Origin of the sequence: Rhizobium sp. 2MFCol3.1 (genome assembly GCF_000377565.1) — a bacterium.
Lineage (GTDB): Bacteria > Pseudomonadota > Alphaproteobacteria > Rhizobiales > Rhizobiaceae > Rhizobium.
Map to the genome: position 1 here is coordinate 32,618 of NZ_KB898374.1, position 15,466 is coordinate 48,083.

The following is a 15,466-nucleotide window of genomic DNA, read 5'->3' on the forward strand; positions in this document are numbered from 1 at the left end:
TTCCGGCAGCTCTCTACTCTACGTATAGGTTTGAAATGTCAAATCTGTAACGTTGCAGATGAATACGGCCGCGCTCAAAGCACATCCTCCCCCGATGGCAGCAACAGCCGCCGCGTGATGCCGATCCGCTCGAGAAACAGCGCATCGTGGCTGACGACGAGCAACGCCCCGTCATAGGCGGCAAGCCCGGCCTCGACGGCGGCGATGGAATCGATGTCGAGATGGTTGGTCGGCTCGTCGAGCACCAGCAGCGGCGGCGGCTCCGCTCCTCCAAGCACGCAGGCCAAACCGGCACGCAACAACTGCCCGCCGCTCAGCGTCGAAACCTCTTGCAGCGCCGCATCGGCCCGGAACATGAACCGCGCCAGCGCCGCGCGGCAGGCATTCTCGTTCGCACCGGGATTGAGCCTGCGGAAATTCTCGGCGATCGATAGCGACCGGTCGAGCAGGCTGACGCTCTGGTCGAAGACAGCAAGTCGCACGGGCACCGAGACCGTTCCTGCCCAGGGCGCGATCCTCCCGGTGACGAGCGACAGCAGCGTCGTCTTCCCCGAACCATTCGGCCCCTCGACCGCCACCCGCTCCGGCCCCGTCATGGCGAAGGAGAGATCGGTGATCACGGGTTGATCCGGCTCATATCCAGCCGTCACGCCATCGAGCCGTAGCACCACCCGTGACGACGGCAGATGCGTCGAGGCGAGCTTCGCGGAAAACGGCTGCAGGATCTCGATGCGCTCGCGCGCCGCACTGGCATCCTCCATCGCCTCCTCGCGCCGCTTCTCGCCGAGCCGGACCTTGTCCCCTTTCGTGTTCTCCGCCGCCCGCTTCAGGCCGCCGGCGACGATACGGGGCATGTCGCCCCGCGCCGCCTTCTTGGCGCCGACCTTGTCGCTACGCGCCTGCCGCTCGGCCGAGAGTTGCGCGCTGCGGGCGACATCCGCCACCCGCTTTTCGGCGTCCGCCAGATCGTGTTCGGCCGCCGCAAGCTCGACCGCCTTGCGCGCCTGAAACGCGCTCCAATTGCCGCCATAGCGCCTGGCACCCAGCGTCGTCAGCTCGACGATCGCATCCATCCGCTCCAAGAGCGCGCGATCATGGCTGACGACAAGCGCACCGCCCCGCCAGCTCTGCAGCAGTGAAATCACCGCCTCGCGGCCATCGCGATCGAGATTGTTCGTCGGCTCATCGAGGATGAGGAAATCCGGTTCACTGAAGATCAACGCCGCCAACCCGACCCGCGTGCGCTGGCCGCCCGAGAGCGAGGTGAGCAGCGTATCGGGCTTCGCCGAGAAGCCCATCCGCTCGAGCGCATCGGCAAGCCGTGACTCGAGCGTCCAATCAGCGGAAGCGACCTCCTCGGCCGACGCCTCGCCGGCGACTGCGCGCGCGACGACATCGAGTGCTTCGCGCACACCGAAGAGATCGGCCACCGTGGCATCGGCATCGACCTGCACCGTCTGGCGCAGAACACCGAGCCGCCCGCTGACAGCGACGTTGCCACTCTGCGGCGCGAGCTCACCGGTGATCAGCTTCAAAAGCGTCGTCTTGCCGACGCCATTGCGGCCGACCAGCCCGGCGCGTTCGGCCCCGAAGCTCAGATCAAGATTGGAAAAAAGCGGCCGCCCGTCAGGCGTGGACCACGAAAGATTGGAAAGGGTAATGGATGCAGGCATGGACATGGGTTTCCCGGATGGCAAGGCAAAGCGGCATTGCGATCGGGTTGAAATCCATGGTGCACCGTCCTGTTGGTATTGCGGATGGCTGCAATCTACGCAGGTGGTGAGGTGAAATCAAGGCGGGGCTAAGAGCCATCGCGATAAAGACCCCGTGCCTTTTAACAGGTCCCCTCCCCAACCCCTCCCCACAAGGGGGAGGGGCTAACAGGTGGCATGCTCCGTGGCTCCTCATATAATCTCCGGCTTGTTGAGAGGCTTCGATTTGGCAAAGCGAGTGCGCCCAGCAAGCCCCTCCCCCTTGTGGGGAGGGGTTGGGGAGGGGACTTTTGGCAGCATGCGGAGAGGACGTTTCCGCCAACACGAAAACGCACCCCGCCTTGCAATCCCCCCATTTCCACGAAACAACTCCCTCATGACCATCCCCAAGACGCACCCCTTCCCCTTCGACCCCACCTACGGCATGACGCTCGACACGCTGCGCGCCATCGTCCCGCCCGAGGCACCGCCAGGCTTCGACGCCTTCTGGCAGAAGCGGTACAAACGGGCGCTCACCATCGACCCGCAGCCGACGCTGAGAAAGAGCAGTCTTACCCACCCCGCCTGGCAGGTGCTCGATATCACCTACACCTCGACGGATGACGTCACGATCGGCGGCTGGCTGCTCTTGCCGCGCGATGCGCCGGTGCGACGCGGGCTGGTGGTCGGCCATGGCTATGGCGGACGCGATGCGCCGGATTTCGATCTGCCGGTGGAACAGACCGCCATCCTCTTCCCCTGCGCCCGCGGCATGTCGCTGAGCGCCCAGGCACCGATCCCGCCCGATGCGCCCGGCCACGTGCTGCACAACATCGATAGCCCCGACGACTATGTCATCGGCGGTTGCGTCGAGGATCTCTGGATCGCCGTCTCGGCGCTGCAGGCGCTCTATCCATGGCTCGCAAACCGGATCGGCTATATCGGCGGCAGCTTCGGCGGCGGGCTGGGGGCACTGGCCATCCCCTTCGACAGCCGCATCGATCGCGGCCACCTGATCGTTCCCACCTTCGGCGACCGTAAGCAGTGGCTCACGCTACCGACAGTGGGCAGCGCCGATTCCGTGCAGACCTATCAAAAGACCCATCCCGACGTGCTCGATCACCTGCGCCTGTTCGATGCCGCAGCCGCAGCAACCCGCATCAAGGTGCCGATGCTGGTGGCCGCAGCCCTGTTCGATCCGGCCGTCGCGCCGCCCTGCCAGTTCGCCGTGGCCAACGCGATACCGCCGTCAAAATATAATGAAATCTTCATCCTCGACGCCGGACATTTCGACTATCCTGGAATGACGGAACAGAATTTTGCTCTGCGCGAAAAGCTGCGAGGTTTTTTGAAGGTTCATGAACCGGGAATATCTGCGCTGGCATAGCCCGCGCCTGCATCGCGAGATGGAGCTGTTGGTGTTCGGCCATGCCGGCGCCAAGGTGCTGATGTTTCCGACGCGCGACGGTCGTTTCTGGGAATATGAACGGATCGGCCTTGTCGCCAGCCTCGCCCACAAGCTCGAAGCCGGCCAGTTGCAGCTCTATTGCATCGAGGGTCTCGCCACGGAGACCTTCTACGGCTTCGACCGTCACCCGGCCGATCGCATCCACCGGCATCAGGCCTTCGAGGACTATATTCTCCACGAAGTCCTGCCGCTGATGGCCTCAAGAAACGGGCACGACTGCACCATCGTGCATGGCTGCAGCCTCGGCGCCTTCCAGGCGGCCAGCCTCGTCTTCCGCCACCCGCATCTGTTCCGCAAGCTCGTCGCTTTCTCCGGGCGCTACGACCTGACGCTGAGGGTCCTGCCGGGGCTCCATCACGGCTGGCAGCTGGACAAGCTGCGTGAGGTCGAGATCGTCATGACGATCGGCAATGCCGATCCGTTTCTCGACAACAACCACTATCTGAGCCGGCTTCTGTCGGACAAGCAGGTCGGCCACCAGCTGCACGTCTGGGACGGCCGCGCCCACCGCGCCAGCGCCTGGCGCAAGATGGCCGCACTCTACATCTGAGCCGCCGAACGCTGGCAGCCAGCCGATAACGCTGATGTCAAAACTCGTGAATTGTCATTGCCGGGACCGTGGCTAAAGGCTGGAAACAGTCTTCCCTCACGAGAAAGGTCATCCATGTTCGCTTCGATCCACCTCCTGCAGCCGGCCCTGCTCAGCCTGCTGCGCATCGTCTCCGCGCTCGTTCTCTTCAGCTACGGCACGCAGAAGATCCTGCATTTCCCCGCTGCCGAGCGCGTGCCCGATGTCGGGTCGATGTCCTGGATTGCCGGCCTGCTTGAACTGACGCTGGGCTTCCTGGTGCTGATCGGCTTTCAGACCCGCGCCGCCGCCTTCGTCCTCTCCGGCCTGATGGCCTTCGCCTATTTCATCGGCCACGCGTCGAAGAGCTTCTTCCCCGCCCAGAACGGCGGCGTCGCCGCCATCCTCTTCTGCTTCGTGTTCCTCTACATCGTCGCCGCCGGTGCTGGTCCGTTCAGCGTCGATGCGATGATGAAGCGCAAGCAGGGTGTGGTTGCGGCGTGATTGGTTGATGAGAAGCGGGCGACAGCGTCTGCCGCCCCCTCATCCGCCTGCCGGCACCTTCTCCCCGTTGGGGCGAAGGGACTTGCCGCACCGTCCTCTTTTACTCGCACCACTCTCTCTGGAGAAAGAGAGGTAGGGAGCCGCCTGCAACGAGTCTCTTCTCCCCCGCGGGGAGAAGGTGCCGGCAGGCGGATGAGGGGGGCGACTGGCTCCGGCCGAGCTTATCTTACACCTTAACCCAGGCCCCATTCCGCTTCGACGACGCCACGCAGGCATCCACGAAGGCAACGCCCTTCACGCCATCGTCAACCGTCGGATAAACCACAGCCTTGTCGACCGCCTTACCCTTCTTATGCGCGTTGATGGCGTGCGCCGCTTCCGTGTAGATCGTCGCAAAAGCCTCGAGATAACCTTCCGGGTGACCGGACGGAATGCGCGAGACGCGCGCTGCCGCTGCGCCGGAGCCGGCGCCGTTGCGGGTGATCAGGCGCTTCGGCTCGCCGAAGGGCGTGAACCAGAGATAGTTCGGATCGGCCTGCACCCATTCCAGACCACCCTTGGTGCCATAGACGCGGACCTTCAGGCCGTTCTCGTGGCCGGGGGCCACCTGGCTGCACCAGAGCATGCCCTTAGCCGGCTTTTCCGAGCCCTTCGCCTTGAAGCGCAGCATCACATGCGCGTTGTCGTCGAGACGGCGGCCTTCGACGAAGCTGTCGAGATCGGCGGCAAGGCTATCGAGCTCGAGGCCGGAGACGAAGGTGGCGAGGTTATAGGCATGCGTGCCGATATCGCCGGTGGAACCACCGGCACCTGACTGCGCGGGATCGGTGCGCCACACGGCCTGCTTGGCGCCCTGCTGCTCGACGGCTTCGGTCAGCCAATCCTGCGGATATTCGGCCTGCACCAGGCGGATATCGCCGAGTTCGCCATTGGCGATCATCTCGCGCGCCTGGCGCACCATCGGATAGCCGGTGTAGTTGTGCGTGAGGATGAACAACGCGCCGCTCTCGTCGGCCACCTTCTTCAGTTTCTTGGCGTCGGCGAGGTTCGAGGTCAGCGGCTTGTCGCAGATGACATGGATGCCGCGGCGGAGAAACTCCTTGGCGGCGTCATAGTGCACGTGGTTCGGCGTCACGATCGACACCGCCTCGATGCCGTTCTTCAGCTTCGCCTCGCGGATCGCCATCTCGCGATAGCTGGAATAGGTGCGGGTCGGATCGAGCCCGAGATCGGCACCCGAGGCCTTCGCCTTTTCCGGCGTCGACGACAGCGCGCCGGCGATCAGCTCATACTGATCATCGATGCGGGCAGCGATGCGGTGCACCGCGCCAATGAAAGCGCCGGCGCCACCGCCGACCATGCCGAGACGGATGCGCGGCTCGCGCGTGTGTTCCGTTGATGCTTCGATTGCCATGTGTTCCTCCAAAATTGTGTGTGTGGGTGCGCTCGATTTGAGGTTCTGCCGGGTGGCCCCCTCATCCGACCCTTCGGGCCACCTTCTCCCCGTTGGGGAGAAGGGGAGGTCGGCGCGAGCGGCCCACTCCAGGTCTCTTCTCCCCAACGGGGAGAAGGTGCCGGCAGGCGGATGAGGGGGCCACTCGGCACCACCTCTCCTACTGCCGCCCTCAAAGCCCTCGTTAAATCCCCAACATCCGCCGATTGGCCGCCTGGTCCGTACCGCTGCCGGCGAAGTCGTCGAAGGCCTTCTCCGTCACGCGGATGATGTGCGACTTGACGAACTCGGCACCCTCGCGCGCGCCGTCCTCGGGATGCTTCAGCGCGCATTCCCATTCGACAACGGCCCAGCCATCGAAGTTGTTGGCCGTCATCTTCGAGAACACCGCGCCGAAATCAACCTGACCGTCGCCGAGCGAGCGGAAGCGGCCGGCGCGCTCGACCCAGCCCTGGTAACCGCCATAGACGCCCTGGCGGCCCGTCGGGTTGAATTCGGCATCCTTGACGTGGAACATCTTGATCCGGTCTTTGTAGATGTCGATGTTATCGAGATAATCCAGGCACTGCAGCACGTAGTGCGAGGGGTCGTAGAGCATGTTGGCGCGCGGGTGGTTCTTCACGCGCTCCAGGAACATCTCGAAGGTGACGCCATCATGCAGGTCTTCGCCGGGATGGATTTCGTAGCAGATGTCGACGCCGTTTTCGTCGGCATGATTGAGGATCGGCGTCCAGCGCTTGGCAAGTTCATCGAAAGCGGTCTCGACGAGACCGGCCGGGCGCTGCGGCCACGGATAGATGAACGGCCAGGCGAGCGCGCCGGAAAACGTCGCATGCGCCTTAATGCCGAGGTGCTTCGACGCCGTCAGCGCCATCTTCACCTGCTCGACGGCCCATTCCTGGCGCGCCCTAGGGTTGCCGCGCACTTCGGGTGCCGCGAAACCGTCGAAGGCTTCGTCATAGGCGGGATGCACGGCAACCAGCTGGCCCTGCAGGTGGGTGGAGAGCTCGGTGATCTCGACGCCGTTCTGGCGCGCCACGCCGGCGAACTCGTCGCAATAATCCTTGGATGATGCAGCCTTCTTGAGGTCGATCAGCTGGCCCGCCCAGGTCGGAACCTGCACGCCCTTGTAGCCGATATCGGCTGCCCACTTGGTGATCGAATCCCACGAGTTGAAAGGTGCGGCATCGCCCGCGAACTGCCCGAGGAACAAGCCTGGGCCCTTGATCGTTTTCATGTCAATTCCTCCCTGAATAATGACCGTAAACGTTTCTGGTTCAGTTCTAGCACTTGATTTGCACTCTGCAAGCCGATTTTGGCGAGAATGCAAATCTCCCCCTCCCGGGCCAGATTTAGCGGTTGCGACTAAACCATGTCGGGCAACTGGCCGCAAGACGTACGTACCGCATTTCTTGATCACCGCTCTGCGGGCGCTTCTGCGGCAGCGCATCTTTGTGGACTTCCCGCCACCGCGTGCTACTCTTGGTCGACCAGGAGGGTGGTCCATGACGCGGCGGCTGGCGGCAATCTTGGATGCGGATGTTGTCGGCTTCTCCCGGCTGATGGGCCTCGACGAAGCGGGGACCTTCGCGGCGCTGAAACGCCACAACACCGAGACCATCGTCCCCACCATCACCAGGCATCGCGGACATGTCGTGAAGTTCGTCGGAGACGGCACGCTGGCGGAATTTTCCAGCGTGGTCGACGCGCTGCGTTGCGCGATGGAGATCCAACAGGCCATTCTCGCCGGCAATCACGATGTCGTGCCCGATCGCCGGATGATCTGGCGCATCGGCATCCATGTCGGCGACGTCCTGACCGAGGATGGCGACATCTTCGGCGAGAGCGTCAACATCGCCGCGCGGCTGCAGGCGCTGGCGCCGGCCGGCGGCATCTGCCTTTCGCAGCAGGTGCGCGACCAGATCGGCACGGCGCTCGATTTCGAGGCCACCGACTTCGGCAATCGCAAGCTGAAGAACATCGAGCAGACCGTCAGGGTGTGGCGCTGGTTTCCGCCGGGCGGCCAGACGGACGGTCCGGACGAAGAAATCCCGGACCGGGCGATCCCCACCCAGCCGCCTGAGCGCAAGCGCCCGTCGATCGCCGTGCTTCCCTTTGCCAACATGTCTAGCATCGAGGGGCAGGAGCATTTTTCCGACGGCTTCACCGACGAGCTGATCGCGACCCTGGCGCGCTGTCGCTGGCTGCTTGTCGCCGCCCGCAACTCGTCCTTCAGCTTCAAGGGCCGCGCCGTCGATGCCCGCCGTGTCGCCGAGGATCTCGGCGTCAAATACGTGCTCGAAGGCAGCGTCCGCCGCTCCGACACGCGCATCCGCATCACCGCGCAGCTTCTGGATGGAAGCGAGGGTACGCTGCTCTGGGCCGAACGCTATGACCGCATGCTGGCCGATATCTTCGACCTCCAGGACGAGATCGCCTCCGAGATCACCGGAACCATCGAGCCCGAATTGAGCGCCATCGAATTCGCGGCCCTGCGCGGCCGCTCGATCGTCGACATGACCGCCTGGGAAATCTATCTGAAGGGCCTCTGGCATCTCTACCGCTTCACCATCGACGAATTGAACACCGCTAAACAGCTGTTCGAGCAGGCGATCGCCATCGATCCGAGTTTCGCGCAGGCGCAGGCGCGGCTCGCTTACGTCCACATCCAGCTCGGCTGGTATGGCTCGCTGGAGGAGCGTTCCGGGCGCATATGCGAGGCGATCGAGCTCGCCGAGCGGGCAATCACGCTCGATCAGAAGGAGCCCGCTGCCCATCTGGCACTCGGCCGGGCGCTTGCGCTCGACGGCGCCACGGAGGCTGGGATCGCTCATCTTCGTCATGCGGTGAAACTGGACCACAGCTTTGCCCAGGCGCATTTCGCGCTCGGCCAGGCGCTCTGCTACGCCGACCGCCCTGAGGAGGGCATGCCCGAATTCAGCGAAGCCTTTCGTCTCAGCCCGCGCGACCCGCATCTCTGGACCTTTCACAGCATGATGGCCTTCGCGAACTACCAGATGGACAAGCTCGACGAGGCAGCCGATGCCGCCCGCGCATCGATGCGCTCGCCGAACGTCACCTTCTGGCCGGCGATGGCGCTGGTGGCGATCCAGGGACGGCAGGGCAAGATCGAGGAGGCGCGCCGGACGATCGACGAGCTCTACAATTTTCGACCGGGCATGACGCTCGATGATGCCAGGCGTGAATTCTACTTCGGCCTCAAGCCCGCGATGAGCGAAACCTTCATCGAGCGCTTTGTCGGCGACCTCGCCAAGGCAGGCCTGCCGCCAGAGTGAAGACGCCCGCCCTTTCGAGCGGGCGCCTCGTGTTCACAAGGATCAGAACGGCGAATCCGGGAAGTAGAAGTCCTTGGCGTTGTCCTTCGTCACCAGCGTGGCGTCGAGGATGTAGGTGCCGCGAACCGGGACCTGGTCGTAGAGCGACGCGGCCGTCAGTTCCATCGCGGTGCCAACCATTGCCGGCGGATAGAGAACGTCGACCGGGATCAGCTTGTCGCCGTCCATGACCTTCTTGACCATGTCCTTGGAGCCGGCGCCGGCCACGACATACTGGATGTCGGTGCGCTTGGCCTGCTCGATCGCCTGCAGCACGCCGACGGCCATGTCGTCGTCCTGGCACCAGACCACGTCGATCTTCGGGTACTTGGTCAGGTAGTCCTGCATCACCTTGAAGGCGTCGTCGCGGTTCCAGTTGCCGAACTGGCGGTCGAGAACCTTGACGTTGGAGCCGGCGATGCCCTTGTCGAAGCCGTCCTGGCGCTGCTGGTCGATCGGGATCGGCAGACCGCGGATGACGACGACCTGCGCGTCCGGCGTGGTTTCCTTGATGTACTTGCCGGCGACTTCGCCAAGCGCCGGGTTGTTGCCGGCGATGTAGATGTCACGCACGCTGTCGTCGTTCGTGCTCGGCGCGCGGTCGACCAGCGCCACGAAGGTGCCCTTGTCCTTGACTTCCTTGATGGCGTTGACCAGCGGATCCGGATCGGACGGCAGGATGACCAGCGCGTCCATGCCCTGCGTTGCCAGATCCTGCACGGCGTTTGCCTGGCTTGCGGCATCCGGCGAGGTCTTGACGATGACGGTGAGGTCAGGGTGCTCGGCCATCAAAAGCTTGGCGACGCGCTCGGCATGGAACACCACGCCGGAGGTCCAGCCGTGGTCGGCCGCCGGGATCGATACGCCGATGGTCTTCTTGTCCGCCGAGTGAGCGACGCCGGCGAGCAGCGCCGCCGTCACGACCGCCAGGCTGAATAGTGTCTTACGCATGTCTGTTTTCCTCCCATTAAACCCCAGGGCTTGCGAACCTTGAGACCGGGCGCCCCGCCGACCCGGCCAATCCCTTGCTACCTGCGCGCCAGCGACCGCTGCACGAGCATGGCGATGATGATGATCGAGCCCTGGATGGCGCCGATCAGATATTCCGAGATGAAGTTCGAGAGCAGCATGATGTTGCCGACGAGCTCCAGAATGAAGGCGCCGCAGATCGTGCCCCAGACGCGCCCTGCCCCGCCCTTCAGCGCCGTGCCGCCGACGACGACGGCGGTGATCGCCTGCAGCTCCCACAGGATGCCTGTCGTCGCAGAGGTCGAGCCGAGACGCGGCACGTAGAGCAGCACGGCGATCGCGACGCACAGCCCCTGGATGACGAAGGCGATGGTGCGCACCTTGTTGACGGCGATGCCGGAATAGCGCGCCACGTCGCGGTTCGAGCCGACGGCCGTGACATGGCGGCCATAGCGCGTGCGATAGAGGATGAAGGCGGCGACCGCGGTCACCGCGAGGATGACGATAATAGGCACCGGCACGCCGGCGATCGAACCGAAATAGACGGGGCGGTAAAGCGACTGCTGCTCGGCCGAGCGCAGCGTGATCGCGCCGCCCTGTGAGAGCCAGGTCGTCAGGCCGCGATAGATGCCCATGGTGCCGAGCGTGGCGATGAACGGCTCGATCTTGCCGACGGTGGTGATCAGCCCGTTCGCCAGACCGCAAAGCGCACCGGCAACGATGGTGAAGACGACGGCAACCGCCAGCATCAAGGCCGGATCGGCAATAAGGCCGGAATTCATCAACAGGATCATCAGGCTGGCGACGAAGGCGACCATCGACCCCACCGAGAGATCGAGATCCCCCGACGAGATGACGAAGGTGGCGCCGACGGCGATGATGGCGATGAAGGCACTGCGCGTCGCAACATTGGCGAGGTTGGTGATGCCGATGAAATTCGGATTGACCAGCGCGCCGACGACAAGCAGCAGCGCAAGGGCCGCGAACGGCGCGACCGCCCTGAGGTCGATATCCCGCCAGGAACGCCGTCTGATCTGACTGGTCTCGTCGTTCGCACTCATATCCAAAGCCATCCTCCCGTCATGCCTGCAGGCATTTTGTCTGATAATCCGCCGCGTCGGCGGTTTGTCTCTTGTGGCCGCCTCAGGCGGCCTTCTTCTTCAGGCCCGCCGCGTAGCGCATGATCTCCTGCTCGGAGATCTCGTCGCCCTCAAGCACGCCGACGATCCGCCCTTCGCGCATCACCGCCACCCGGGTGCAAAGCCCGATCACCTCGGGCATCTCCGAGGAGACGACGATGATAGAGCGCCCGTCGCGCGCCAGTGCGGAGATAAAATGATAGATCTGCTGCTTGGTGCCGACATCGATGCCGCGCGTCGGCTCGTCGATGATGATGATCTCCGGGTCCGTCTCCATAACCTTGGCGAGCAGCAGCTTCTGCTGATTGCCGCCCGACATGCGCCCCGCCACGATATTGGCGTCGCGCACGCGGATATCGAAGCGCCGGCGTGCTTTCGCCAGCGCCGCAGCCTCGCTGCTCGGGCTGAGATAGCCGTGCCGCGAATGCTGGCCCAGCGACTGCAGCGTCAGGTTTGCCAGCATGTTGGAGCCGAGCAGCAGGCCCTTGTGCTTGCGATCCTTGGTCATGTAGGCGAGCCCGGCGCGATTGGCCGCGTGCACATCGCCCGAGGCAACACTCTCGCCGCGGATGACAACCTCGCCGGCGGTACGGCCGCGCAAGCCCGCAATCGCCTCCATCAGCTCCGTACGGCCGGAGCCGATCATGCCGGAAAAGCCGATGATCTCGCCCTTGCGCACCTCGAAGCTCGCATCCTGCACATAGCCGGTCGAGATGCCCTCAACCTTCAGCACGATCTCTTCGTCGACATCAGGCTCGTTCTTGGTCGGGTAGAGGCTGGAAAGCTCACGCCCGACCATCAGCTGCGCGATCGATTCACCGTCGAGCATCGCCGTCGGCGCCGTCTTCACCCACTGCCCGTCGCGCAGCACCGTGACCCGGTCGGTCAGTTCCATGACCTCGTCGAGCTTGTGCGAGACGAAGACAAAGCTGGTGCCCTTGTCACGCAGCTTGCGCACCTGCTTGAACAGGAAATTGGTTTCTTCGCGCGACAGCACCGCCGTTGGCTCGTCCATGAATACCACGCGCGCATCACGGCTGATCGCCTTGGCGATCTCCACCATCTGCTTGTCGGCTATGGAAAGCGTGCTGATCAATGCGTTCTCGTCGACATGCGAGCCGAGCAGATCGAGCGCCTTGCGGGTCTCTGCCCGCATGAACTTGCGATCGAGCACGCCGAAACGCGTGACCTCGCGGCCGAGAAAGAGGCTTTCGGCAACGGTCAGGTGATCGGCGAGATTGAATTCCTGGTGGATGATGACGATGCCAAGCGCCTCGGCCGCGCCATTCGGCGGCAGCACGACCGGCTGGCCGTCGAGAATGATCTCGCCCGAGGTCGGCTGTTCGAAGCCGGACATCACCTTGACGAGCGTCGACTTTCCGGCGCCGTTTTCGCCCATCAGCGCATGGATTTCGCCAGCGCGCAGCTCGAAATTGACGCTGAAGAGGACCTGCACCCCATTGAAGGATTTGCATATGCGCCGGGCCGACAACACCACCGGCGCCGCCTCGACAGTCTCCAAACTCATGATGCCCTCCCCTGCGGACTCCCACCCGCTTGACCCTTGTGTAAACCTTTACATGTGCGATGTAAAGGTTTACATCATCGTATCACGAAGTTCTCCTGGCTTCGCCCTTTGACGTATCCTTCAGTCTGTGTAGTGTCGCCGCGAATTGAGCCCCAAGGCAGGACGCAGTGTCGAATTCCACGCCCGCAACCATCGAGGATGTCGCCCGGATCGCCGAGGTTTCGATCGCGACCGTGTCGCGGGCGATCCATACGCCGGAGAAGGTCGCCAACTCGACGCGGCTGAAGGTGAACCAAGCGATCGCGATCACCGGATACACGACGAACGCCATGGCCCGCAGCCTGCGTCTCGGCCGTTCCAACATGATCCTGGTCGTGGCTCCCGACATCGGCGACCCCAACTTTTCCAACATTCTGATCGGCCTGGAAAACGAGGCCCGCGCCCATGGCTACGGCATTCTCATCGGCCATACGCAGAACGACGCCCAGCGCGGCCTCGAATATCTCAAATTCCTGAATTCAAACCAAGCCGCCGGATTGATTCTCTTCACCGGCATCCTGCCCTTCGGCCACCAGACGATGACGGCGAGGCTCCCGCCCAGCGTCGGCGTCTTCGAGCCGGTCTTCAACGGCGGCATTCCCTATGTCGGCGTCGACGATATCGAGGGCGCGCGCAAGGCGGTCGACCTGCTGCTGGCGGAAGGTCACCGAAAGATCGCCTTCATCGGCGACAGCAAGACGCGCCTTGCCTATTCCAGGCGCCGCCAGGGCTATGACGAGGGCTTGGACGCGGCCGGTGTCGCGAAAAGCCAGCGCATCATTCTCGAAGGCGACGGCACGCTCGAAAGCGGCCGCCACGCCGTTGAGCAGCTCTTCATGCGCGACACGCTGCCGACGGCCTTCATGTGCGTCAACGACCAGACGGCGATCGGCGTGATGATCGGCCTCAACGCCCGCGGCTACGACATCCCCCGCGACTTCTCCGTCACCGGCTTCGACGACGTGCCCCAGGCCGTCTTCATGTCGCCGCCGCTGACGACGGTCCGCCAGCCGCGCACCGCGATCGGCAAGCAGGCCATGGCCTTGCTGCTGGAGTTTTTGGGCGACGGCCATCCGGCGGAAACCGAGATCCTGCTGCAGCCGGATCTCGTCGTCCGCAATTCGGTCTCGGCGCCGTCGAAGCAGTGGTCGAAGCGCTAGCACAAAACGCGATATCGGCTACGGCGCGTAGCGCGTAAAGACATAGTCGTGATTGTTCACGCGCGCCTCGTGACAGGCAAAACAGGTCTCATGCTGGGCCTGGTCGGCTGGAACGCCATTGATGAACCGGCCAAATCCCCAACCGCCGGAGGCGGCGTATTTCTTCGCATCCTTGACCATGACCTGCACCGTCGTTGCCGCTCCGGGGACCGAGGCGGGCGCGAACTCGGCCGATGGCGTGCGCTTCCAGGCGAGCTTGACGAGCACGCTTCCATCAGGAAACGGAAGCGTGCCATTGCGATAGGCCTTGACGGCGATGTCGTTGCCGACGACCACGCGCAGCTCGTTCAACGGCGCATCCTCGAGCGCCGGCGCGATCAACTCCCACTGCCGGTAGCCCTCCGGAAGGGAGACGCCGTAGATCGGCGAGACCGGCCTGGCGGCAGGCGTCTCGCCGGCGAGCGAGCCGATCGCAAAGACAGTGGCGCCGACAGCGGTGGCGGCGGCAAGCAGCATGATGTTTCCTGTCATGGCAGCCACTCACGCAAGCCTATCGGCATCGATAATCGCCTGGGCGAAGGCCGCCGGCGCCTCTTGCGGCAGATTGTGCCCGATGCCGCCGGTAATCGTCCGATGCTCGTATTTGCCGGTGAACTTCTTGGCGTAGGAGGCAGGATCGGGATGCGGTGCGCCGTTGGCATCACCCTCCATGGTGATAGCAGGCACGCCGATATCGGGCAGCTTCGCGAGCTTGCGCTCCAGCGCATCGTATTTCTTCTCGCCCTTGGCGAGATCGAGCCGCCAGCGATAATTATGGATGGTGATCGCGACATGATCCGGATTTTCGAAGGCGTTCGCCGTGCGATCGAAGGTGGCGTCGTCGAAGTGCCATTGCGGCGAGGCAAGCGTCCAGATGAGCTTGGCGAAATCGTGCCTGTTGGCATCATAGCCCGCACGTCCGCGTTCGGTCGCGAAATAGAACTGATACCACCAGGAGAGTTCCGCCTTCGGCGGCAGCGGCTTCTCGTTGATCGCTTGGCTGCCGATCAGGTAGCCACTGACTGAGACCATGGCCTTGCAGCGCTCCGGCCAGAGCGCGGCCATGATATTCGCCGTCCGCCCGCCCCAATCATAACCGCCGATAACCGCGCGCTCGATCTTCAGCGCATCCATGAAGTCGATCATGTCGACGGCAATCGCCGCCTGCTGTCCGTTGCGCGGTGTCTTCGAAGACAGGAACCGCGTCGTCCCATAGCCGCGCAGATAGGGGATGAGCACGCGATAGCCGGCATCGGCAAGAACCGGCGCGACATCGACAAAGCTGTAGATGTCGTAAGGCCAGCCATGCAGCAGCAACACGGCGGGTCCATTGGCCGGACCGAGCTCAGCGTAACCGATATCGAGCACGCCGGTCCTGACCTGCTTCAGTGCCGGAAAGGACGTATTCGTACCCGGCTTGACCGACGCAAGCGCGCCACTTCCCGCTCCCGCCGTCTGCGCACGCACAGTGCCGGCGACGCCGACGGCGGCAGCAGCGAAGGCCGCGGCGCCAAGGAAGCGGCGGCGTTGGTGATTGGTATCATCGGACATGGAGGCCTCTCGATTGGCGGTT

At 63.8% G+C, this 15,466-nt stretch carries 13 protein-coding genes; 5 read left to right on the forward strand and 8 right to left on the reverse strand.

Going from position 1 to position 15,466, the window contains the following annotated elements; genetic code table 11:
• Nucleotides 1–74: 74 nt before the first annotated feature.
• Nucleotides 75–1,673, reverse strand: coding sequence for an ABC-F family ATP-binding cassette domain-containing protein (locus D460_RS0128170; protein WP_026283628.1), 1,599 nt, complete (start codon nucleotides 1,671–1,673; stop codon nucleotides 75–77).
• A gap of 415 nt (nucleotides 1,674–2,088) precedes the next feature.
• Between D460_RS0128170 and D460_RS0128175 the strand changes: the two genes are divergently transcribed.
• The 3 genes from D460_RS0128175 (at nucleotide 2,089) to D460_RS0128185 (ending at nucleotide 4,231) form a co-directional block, all read left to right on the forward strand.
• The gene (locus D460_RS0128175; protein ID WP_018901962.1) at nucleotides 2,089–3,078 is read left to right on the forward strand and encodes an acetylxylan esterase; all 990 of its coding nucleotides are present in this window, start codon (nucleotides 2,089–2,091) and stop codon (nucleotides 3,076–3,078) included.
• A complete protein-coding gene (locus tag D460_RS0128180; RefSeq protein ID WP_018901963.1) occupies nucleotides 3,050–3,709 on the forward strand; it encodes an alpha/beta hydrolase-fold protein in 660 nt (219 codons plus the stop codon). The genes D460_RS0128175 and D460_RS0128180 overlap by 29 nt, the downstream gene beginning before the upstream one ends.
• 114 nt (nucleotides 3,710–3,823) lie before the next feature.
• Nucleotides 3,824–4,231 carry a DoxX family protein gene (locus tag D460_RS0128185; RefSeq protein ID WP_018901964.1) on the forward strand — a complete coding sequence of 136 codons (408 nt, stop codon included), beginning with the start codon at nucleotides 3,824–3,826 and terminating at the stop codon, nucleotides 4,229–4,231.
• A 226-nt stretch (nucleotides 4,232–4,457) separates the two neighbouring features.
• On the opposite strand, the gene D460_RS0128190 is transcribed toward D460_RS0128185, so the two are convergent.
• Both D460_RS0128190 and D460_RS0128195 read right to left on the reverse strand, forming a co-directional pair.
• A complete protein-coding gene (locus D460_RS0128190; RefSeq protein ID WP_018901965.1) occupies nucleotides 4,458–5,645 on the reverse strand; it encodes a Gfo/Idh/MocA family oxidoreductase in 1,188 nt (395 codons plus the stop codon).
• Nucleotides 5,646–5,868: 223 nt separating this feature from the next.
• Nucleotides 5,869–6,921 carry a sugar phosphate isomerase/epimerase gene (locus D460_RS0128195; protein ID WP_018901966.1) on the reverse strand — a complete coding sequence of 351 codons (1,053 nt, stop codon included), beginning with the start codon at nucleotides 6,919–6,921 and terminating at the stop codon, nucleotides 5,869–5,871.
• A gap of 268 nt (nucleotides 6,922–7,189) precedes the next feature.
• On the opposite strand from D460_RS0128195, the gene D460_RS0128200 reads away from it, so the two are divergent.
• The gene (locus D460_RS0128200) at nucleotides 7,190–8,980 is read left to right on the forward strand and encodes an adenylate/guanylate cyclase domain-containing protein (RefSeq protein WP_018901967.1); all 1,791 of its coding nucleotides are present in this window, start codon (nucleotides 7,190–7,192) and stop codon (nucleotides 8,978–8,980) included.
• Between the two features lie 42 nt (nucleotides 8,981–9,022).
• Here D460_RS0128200 and D460_RS0128205 read toward each other — a convergent pair whose 3' ends face one another.
• The 3 genes from D460_RS0128205 to D460_RS0128215 all read right to left on the reverse strand — a co-directional run bounded on the left by D460_RS0128205 (nucleotide 9,023) and on the right by D460_RS0128215 (nucleotide 12,655).
• Nucleotides 9,023–9,970 (reverse strand): substrate-binding domain-containing protein, encoded by a 948-nt coding sequence (locus tag D460_RS0128205; RefSeq protein ID WP_018901968.1) that lies wholly within the window; start codon nucleotides 9,968–9,970, stop codon nucleotides 9,023–9,025.
• A gap of 77 nt (nucleotides 9,971–10,047) precedes the next feature.
• Nucleotides 10,048–11,049 carry an ABC transporter permease gene (locus D460_RS0128210; protein ID WP_018901969.1) on the reverse strand — a complete coding sequence of 334 codons (1,002 nt, stop codon included), beginning with the start codon at nucleotides 11,047–11,049 and terminating at the stop codon, nucleotides 10,048–10,050.
• Between the two features lie 82 nt (nucleotides 11,050–11,131).
• On the reverse strand, nucleotides 11,132–12,655 hold the full coding sequence (locus tag D460_RS0128215) for a sugar ABC transporter ATP-binding protein (RefSeq protein WP_018901970.1): 1,524 nt from the start codon (nucleotides 12,653–12,655) through the stop codon (nucleotides 11,132–11,134).
• Between the two features lie 167 nt (nucleotides 12,656–12,822).
• Here D460_RS0128215 and D460_RS0128220 point away from each other — a divergent pair, with 167 nt between their 5' ends.
• Nucleotides 12,823–13,854, forward strand: a complete 1,032-nt coding sequence (locus tag D460_RS0128220; RefSeq protein WP_018901971.1) for a LacI family DNA-binding transcriptional regulator — start codon at nucleotides 12,823–12,825, stop codon at nucleotides 13,852–13,854.
• 18 nt (nucleotides 13,855–13,872) lie between these two features.
• On the opposite strand, the gene D460_RS0128225 is transcribed toward D460_RS0128220, so the two are convergent.
• Together D460_RS0128225 and D460_RS0128230 are read right to left on the reverse strand one after the other, a co-directional pair.
• Entirely contained in the window at nucleotides 13,873–14,385 is a 513-nt protein-coding gene (locus D460_RS0128225; protein ID WP_026283629.1) for a cytochrome P460 family protein, read from the reverse strand.
• A 9-nt stretch (nucleotides 14,386–14,394) separates the two neighbouring features.
• Nucleotides 14,395–15,444 (reverse strand): alpha/beta hydrolase, encoded by a 1,050-nt coding sequence (locus D460_RS0128230; RefSeq protein WP_018901973.1) that lies wholly within the window; start codon nucleotides 15,442–15,444, stop codon nucleotides 14,395–14,397.
• Between the last annotated feature and the right edge of the window lie 22 nt (nucleotides 15,445–15,466).

What these genes read in the sequence shown, in the direction of transcription:
- D460_RS0128170 (WP_026283628.1), bottom strand. Translation starts at nt 1,673, where the DNA reads ATGCCTGCATCCATTACCCTTTCCAATCTTTCGTGGTCCACGCCTGAC.
- D460_RS0128175 (WP_018901962.1), top strand. Translation starts at nt 2,089, where the DNA reads ATGACCATCCCCAAGACGCACCCCTTCCCCTTCGACCCCACCTACGGC.
- D460_RS0128180 (WP_018901963.1), top strand. Translation starts at nt 3,050, where the DNA reads ATGAACCGGGAATATCTGCGCTGGCATAGCCCGCGCCTGCATCGCGAG.
- D460_RS0128185 (WP_018901964.1), top strand. Translation starts at nt 3,824, where the DNA reads ATGTTCGCTTCGATCCACCTCCTGCAGCCGGCCCTGCTCAGCCTGCTG.
- D460_RS0128190 (WP_018901965.1), bottom strand. Translation starts at nt 5,645, where the DNA reads ATGGCAATCGAAGCATCAACGGAACACACGCGCGAGCCGCGCATCCGT.
- D460_RS0128195 (WP_018901966.1), bottom strand. Translation starts at nt 6,921, where the DNA reads ATGAAAACGATCAAGGGCCCAGGCTTGTTCCTCGGGCAGTTCGCGGGC.
- D460_RS0128200 (WP_018901967.1), top strand. Translation starts at nt 7,190, where the DNA reads ATGACGCGGCGGCTGGCGGCAATCTTGGATGCGGATGTTGTCGGCTTC.
- D460_RS0128205 (WP_018901968.1), bottom strand. Translation starts at nt 9,970, where the DNA reads ATGCGTAAGACACTATTCAGCCTGGCGGTCGTGACGGCGGCGCTGCTC.
- D460_RS0128210 (WP_018901969.1), bottom strand. Translation starts at nt 11,049, where the DNA reads ATGAGTGCGAACGACGAGACCAGTCAGATCAGACGGCGTTCCTGGCGG.
- D460_RS0128215 (WP_018901970.1), bottom strand. Translation starts at nt 12,655, where the DNA reads ATGAGTTTGGAGACTGTCGAGGCGGCGCCGGTGGTGTTGTCGGCCCGG.
- D460_RS0128225 (WP_026283629.1), bottom strand. Translation starts at nt 14,385, where the DNA reads ATGACAGGAAACATCATGCTGCTTGCCGCCGCCACCGCTGTCGGCGCC.
- D460_RS0128230 (WP_018901973.1), bottom strand. Translation starts at nt 15,444, where the DNA reads ATGTCCGATGATACCAATCACCAACGCCGCCGCTTCCTTGGCGCCGCG.